A 6,309-nucleotide genomic window follows, 5' to 3' on the forward strand; every position below is an offset into this window, starting at 1 on the left:
ATGATATAGAAAACGTTTTCATAAACTTGCCAAGGAAAGAGAATTGCCCAGAGTCTACAATATTAAAACGGGAGGTAATGTTGTATGGCAATAAGACATAATCTATTAGAGTGCAGTTTTAAAGATGCAATTGAGTGGTTCGAAAAGACCGATACAGTTATGGTCCCGGTAGGTAGCTGTGAGAAACACGGGGCCCACCTTCCCTTAGGCACAGACAGCTTCACGACGATTAACGTAACGGAGAGAGCGGCCAAATTGGCTGACGTGCCTCATACGCCGCTTATACCTATTGGATATTCTCCCCATCATATGGGTGAATGCGGTGAGGGTTGTGGAACAATCACATTATCAGCTGACACCTATCGTGCGATGCTCAAGGACATTGCTCGTAGCCTAATCTACCATGGAGCAAACAAAATCGTATTCGTAACCCACCACGGCTCAAACACTAAGCCGATCGATGAGCTAATGAGGCAGATACGCTATAACTACGGAGCGTTCGTATGTTTCTATAAGACACCGACAGAGAGAGAATGCCAAGTTGTTAAGGGCATACTAGAAGGACCACCAGAGGAGACACCTGGTTGGCATGCAGGAGAGATGGAGACGGCGCAAGTCATGGCACATGATATGAGCCTAGTAGATATGGGCCAAGCGGTCAAAGACACAGCACATGCACCGGCATGGATGGGGCCAAAATTTTCAAAGATCGATGGAACTATCACCGTCAAGTTTGGTGGGTCGGAAAACATATATGTACCGATGGAGCACCACGAGTATAGCGACAGCGCTACAATCGGGAATCCGTTCCGTGGCACTCCTGAGAAAGGGTTAGCATTGTTCGAGAGAGAGGCTGAACATCTGGCGGCTTTCCTTGAGGAAGTGAAGAAATTCCCCTTTGTTGTTAAGGACGAAGACCGCCAATTCCCTGATAGAGCGTAAACTCAAATGGATGTATTGCTGGAAGGTATTACTGCATTCCGGCAATACATCTATTGTTAACTTGTGAAGTAATACAATCATGGTTGACATATAAGAGCCTGCTCGCTGTTAAAAGGTGAGGATTCAATTAACAAACCGACATTCAGCGTTACGTATGAATCTTCATCCGAGGGGGATGCTTTTATGAACAAACAGAACATCTTATTGCAAGCCAGCGGAATAACAAAACGCTTCAATGGAGTAGTAGCGCTGAATAATGTGGGGCTTACCGTAAGACGTGGGGAAGTAAATGTACTTTTGGGAGAAAACGGGGCAGGAAAATCAACACTGGTGAAGATTATTTCTGGGGTCTATGCTAAAGACGAAGGAGAAATATGGCTGGAAGGGCAAGAAGTTCACTTTCGTAATGTCCGCGACGCTCAGGAAGCCGGGATTAGTATAATTCACCAGGAGCTGAACCTATTACCAGAACGAACCATTGCCCAAAATATATTTATAGGGCGAGAACCGGTAAACCCGTTTGGTTTAGTTGACTACAAAAAGATGGTAGAGGAAAGCAAAAAACTCCTTAGGAATGTGGGCCTGCATCTTGATCCCAACATACTGGTGAAAAAACTCAGTATTGCTCAGCAACAGATGATAGAGATTGCCAAAGCGTTATCCTTAAATTTAAAGCTCTTGATTATGGACGAGCCGACCTCGTCGCTTACAACAAGAGAAATCGATAAGTTGTTTGAAATTATAGACCGACTGACAAGAGACGGTATTGGGATTATTTATATATCCCATCGTATGGATGAAATACGCAGGGTCGGTGATAGGTTGACTATCTTACGCGATGGCGAGTATATCGACACAATGGATGCTAAAACAGCCGATATGGACGATGTCGTTTCCAAAATGGTAGGCAGAAAAATCGAACATATGTACCATAGAAATTTTAATGAACCGGGTAAGGAAATTTTGAGAACGGAAAGACTTACTGGTTTACGTTTTAGGAATGTTAGTATTAGTATTCGCGAAGGCGAGGTTGTCTCTCTTGCAGGACTGGTAGGTTCAGGGCGTACCGAAGTAGCCAAAGCAATTTTCGGATATGATCCGATTATTGATGGTAAGTATTATTTTCAGGGCAAAGCTGTATCCCATGCTAAGCCGGATAAAAGTGTCGGTTTAGGTATTGCTTTCTTACCGGAGGACCGAAAGGCAGAAGGATTACACTTAAAAATGCCCATAAGGGAGAACATAATTTCTGCCAGCTTGAAAAAACTGTTTCCCACTGCAATTATTAACAAAAGAGTAGAGCTTGCAAAGGGCGAAGAATACTGTAAGGAATTGAAGATCGCAACACCAAATGCGGACAAGTTGGTAGGTGAGCTTTCAGGCGGGAACCAGCAGAAGGTGGTCGTTAGCAAATGGCTACTTACCAAAGCAAAATTGTTTATATTCGATGAGCCTACCAGGGGGATAGATGTTGGGGCCAAGGCTGAGATTTACCAACTCCTGGACACGTTAGCTGCGAACGGTGCAGGCATTCTCATGATCTCATCGGAGATGAATGAGGTTGTTGGACTCAGCGATCGGGTCTATGTTATGAACGAAGGTGAAGTGGTAAAAGAGATTCCTCGCGGCCAGATAACGCAAGAAAAGATACTGTTCCATGCGTTGAATGGGAGTGTCAATAAATAATGAAGGGCAAGTTGAGCCAACTAGGGTTTAAAAACATGCTCAAAAAGATTAGTGTTCCTGGAATAGCATATGGAATTGGGTTTTTAATCTTATTATTTGGTTTGTTAACATCGTGGAGGAACGTGTCGGCAGCCAACTTACTTTTAATTGCCAGGAATTCGTCCATCTTGTTGTTAGCATCTATCGGCATGACGATGGCCATTCTTGTTTCCCAAGTTGACCTGTCTATTGGGTCAGTTATGTCCTTGGCCGGGGTTATCGCGGCTGTTTGTCTAAAAGGAGACATAGGAATTCCTATAGCCATTTTGCTCGGCTTGTTGTCAGGTATGCTTATAGGGCTATTTAACGGCATTATGGTGGCGGTGTACAAATTTGACTATTGGATTACTACCTTTGCTACAATGGGAATCGGTGCTGGACTTGCACTAGTTGTGGCAGATGGAGCTACAGTTCCCATTTCAAACAGGTTTTTCAACTGGATTGGCAACGGGAAAATAGCTGGTATTTATGTAATGATTTGGATAACGGTTGTCGTTACCGTAACAGTGTATTTCTTGCTCAAGAAAACTCGCTTTGGCTATAATATATACTCTGTTGGTGGTTCGGAACAAGCGGCGAATTTGAGTGGAATCAACGTTGTAAAAAATAGAATCCTAGTCTATGTTTGTAGCGGCTTTTTTGCAGCAACTGCGGGGCTGCTTCTTGCAGCCATGGGAAGTTCAGCCAATCCTATTGGGGGTACTAATTACTCGTTTGATGCAATGGCTGCCGTGATCATTGGAGGTACGGGTTTTGATGGCGGAAAGGGAGGCATTGCCGGCACAGTGATGGGGGCGATAATGCTCAGGGTATTGTCAAATGGCTTGGGCATTATGGGAATTGATGCCACTTGGCAAAAGACGATTATAGGCTTTGTAATCGTCACCGTGTTGGTGGTGGATGCATTTAACGAAAAACGTAGGAAGACAAACGAGCAAAGAAGGGTTTACGCACATGAATAAGCTAATAAACAACCTCCAGAAATATTCCCCTATCCTGTTGCTCGTCATAATCATAGGATCACTGGCTTTTTTGAAGCCACAAGCTTTTTGGACATGGAATAACATTTCAACGGTAGTATTTCAACAAGCCCCATTTATTATGCTTATGAGCTTTGGCATGACGTTGGCTATCATTACTAAAGGGATCGATAAGTCAATGGGGTCTGTGTTGGTTCTCAGCAGCTCTATAGCAGCTGGCTTAATTAAAAGTGAGCATATTGCACTTGGGTTTGTTGTGGCCTTACTAATAGGAGCGGCTTGCGGGGTAATTAACGGAATACTGATCACAAAGGTTGGGATTCCTCCGTTCATTGCCACATATGGTGTAGATTTTGTCACTCTGGGTATTGCATACGTATACACAGGTGGTGTTTCTATTTACGGATTTTCCGATACTTTCCGGAGAATTAGTACTGCATCGTTTTATGGAATCACAAGCCTTGCTGTTATTACGCTGGGTATTTACTTAATCCTATATTTCGTAACTCAAAAAACGACGTTTGGAAGAAACATGTATTCTGCAGGGTTCAACTTTAATGCCACCGTTCTTTCAGGCGCTAATGCAGATCGAACCATTATTTTGGTGTATCTGATAAATGGACTACTTGCGGGAATCACCGGAATGCTTTACATGGCCCGTCTTAATGCGGCAGACCCGGGCATTAGTGGGAACTTTACACTTGATTCAATCGCAGCAACTTTGATCGGCGGTACATCTTTCGGTGGAGGTAAGGGTTCGGTTTCTAACGCGGTGGTGGGTGCACTAATTATAGTATTCATCCGTAATGGTATGAATATTATGGGTGTCCAAACAACCTGGCAGCAGGCAGTAATAGGCTTCGTTATCGTGTTTTCCATATTATTCGAAGGACTAACCAAAAGGCTGATGAAATCGGTAAAAACGGAAGATGGAGGGGGTGTTTACATATCTCATTAAGGGCTTGCTTTCAATTAGAGTAGGGGCATAGGAAAAAGAAACCTCAGACTTTGTAATGGGTGTTTACGCTTTGAGATTCAAGAACCATTAAAACGACGCGGCAGCAAAGTTTTGATTATGGAAGAATCTAATGGTCAATGTATGTAAAATCGAATATGCTTCGACTTAAACGACTGAAGGAGATGCAAGAATGAAAAAGCACATCATCTTATTATCGAGTTTACTTCTAATCCTGACACTTTTGGTTTCCGGGTGTCAGTCTCAGTCAACGCAACCTGAACAGTCAGCTGACAACGGTGCGGAAAAAGGCAGAAACGTTACGATGATCTTGAAAAACCTAGTTAACCCATTTTGTGTGACAGTTAAGGAGGGGGCCGAGGCAGCCGCAGAGGAGCTTAATGTTAATCTGACCGTTCTCACACCACTGCAAACTGATAGCAACGAGGAACTGTCACAACTGACGGAGCAAGCGGTTGCTAGCGGAGAATGTGATGTACTGATCATGTTCCCCTCTGACTCTACAGGTATAGTCCCAGCCGTTCAGAAAGTTTATGAAGCCGGTATTCCCATTGTTAGTCTAAACACCAAAATTAACAGTGATACTGTTATGTGGGAGACTTATGTTGCTGCGGAAAATTATGATGTCGGTTATATGACATGTAAACGCCTTTGCGAAGCGATGGAAGGCAAGGGTCAACTCATGCTAATCGAAGGTGTCACGGGTGCACAAAACTCAATTGATCGTATTGCAGGTGCCAAGGAGGCTGCGAAAGAATTTCCCGATATTAAAATCGTGGCGCAACAGGCGGCGGATTTTAACCGGGCAAAAGGCATGGATGTTGTCCAGAATCTGCTCCAGGCACATCCTGATGTTAAGGGAATTATGTGCTGTAATGATGAAATGGCAATGGGTGCCATCGAAGCTATCGAAGCTGCCGGAAAATCAGGACAGATCTTAGTATCTGGTGTTGACGTAAATGCAGATGCAAGGGTTGCAATCCGAGAAGGTAAGTTGGCATTTTCTTGTGACGTCGGCGCCTATGATCAGGGCTACCAGGCTGTGGCAGCTGCTGCAAAGATTTTGGATGGCGAAAAGGTTCCAGAGCGCATCGCAACCGAGATCAAGGTTGTTGGTATTGATGAAATTGAAGATTACGATTAACAATAAGCAACTAACATTAGTTAGGTTGTGTCGATGGCCATTTGAGACTTTCCATATTTGGCCGTGAAAACGTTCTTACTTTGAGATTAGAGAGCATTGGACGTCTAACGATAAGTGGGACGGCTACAATCTAAACCATGATGGAACAAGGCCTGACACCTTTTTGGTATCAGGCCTTTAAACTAGAAAACCTTTTGACTGTCTTGGCACTCGTAAACATGTTGTAGCAGTCTACTGAAGCGCTGGTAGTAGAGTACTTCCCGTTCGCGGAGAAAGAATAGGGTATCGGTGACCGGGTCGCCCTTGCTTTCTACCCTGACATCAACAGGAAGAGGGGTACAGCTTGTTTTTGTAGTAACTGTCGGCCAAATATAGGGCCGCCATAGGGTTGTGTCCTAAGACACGGTCCTTTACGGCCAGTACTGTCACCGGTGCCTGTGAATACTTGATAAACAGAGTATCATGTCCCACACACAATCCTAAAATTATGTTTAAATCGGTCTGGGATTTGTTAAGAGCCATTGCTTGTCCAATTGGGTTGC

6 protein-coding genes are annotated in these 6,309 nt (G+C 44.0%); 5 read left to right on the forward strand and 1 reads right to left on the reverse strand.

The window, feature by feature from the left end; translation table 11 throughout:
- Positions 1-84 precede the first annotated feature (84 nt).
- From GX016_05650 to GX016_05670, 5 genes are all read left to right on the forward strand, one after another.
- Entirely contained in the window at positions 85-942 is an 858-nt protein-coding gene (locus GX016_05650; GenBank protein HHT71043.1) for a creatininase family protein, read from the forward strand.
- Positions 943-1,125: 183 nt separating this feature from the next.
- Positions 1,126-2,628 (forward strand): sugar ABC transporter ATP-binding protein, encoded by a 1,503-nt coding sequence (locus GX016_05655; protein HHT71044.1) that lies wholly within the window; start codon positions 1,126-1,128, stop codon positions 2,626-2,628.
- On the forward strand, positions 2,628-3,629 hold the full coding sequence (locus tag GX016_05660) for an ABC transporter permease (protein ID HHT71045.1): 1,002 nt from the start codon (positions 2,628-2,630) through the stop codon (positions 3,627-3,629). The genes GX016_05655 and GX016_05660 overlap by 1 nt, the downstream gene beginning before the upstream one ends.
- Positions 3,622-4,605, forward strand: coding sequence for an ABC transporter permease (locus tag GX016_05665; GenBank protein ID HHT71046.1), 984 nt, complete (start codon positions 3,622-3,624; stop codon positions 4,603-4,605). Before GX016_05660 ends, GX016_05665 begins: the two co-directional genes overlap by 8 nt.
- A 190-nt stretch (positions 4,606-4,795) precedes the next feature.
- Positions 4,796-5,767 (forward strand): sugar ABC transporter substrate-binding protein, encoded by a 972-nt coding sequence (locus GX016_05670; protein ID HHT71047.1) that lies wholly within the window; start codon positions 4,796-4,798, stop codon positions 5,765-5,767.
- Positions 5,768-6,088: 321 nt separating this feature from the next.
- On the opposite strand, the gene GX016_05675 is transcribed toward GX016_05670, so the two are convergent.
- Positions 6,089-6,309: DUF1847 domain-containing protein (locus GX016_05675; protein ID HHT71048.1), on the reverse strand; the 221-nt coding region annotated here is incomplete at its 5' end.

The sequence above is a fragment of the Bacillota bacterium genome (assembly GCA_012837285.1).
In the GTDB taxonomy this organism is placed as follows: Bacteria; Bacillota; DTU030; order DUMP01; family DUMP01; genus DUNI01.

Coding starts and splice junctions, on each gene's coding strand:
- GX016_05650 (HHT71043.1), top strand. CDS start 85: ATGGCAATAAGACATAATCTATTAGAGTGCAGTTTTAAAGATGCAATT.
- GX016_05655 (HHT71044.1), top strand. CDS start 1,126: ATGAACAAACAGAACATCTTATTGCAAGCCAGCGGAATAACAAAACGC.
- GX016_05660 (HHT71045.1), top strand. CDS start 2,628: ATGAAGGGCAAGTTGAGCCAACTAGGGTTTAAAAACATGCTCAAAAAG.
- GX016_05665 (HHT71046.1), top strand. CDS start 3,622: ATGAATAAGCTAATAAACAACCTCCAGAAATATTCCCCTATCCTGTTG.
- GX016_05670 (HHT71047.1), top strand. CDS start 4,796: ATGAAAAAGCACATCATCTTATTATCGAGTTTACTTCTAATCCTGACA.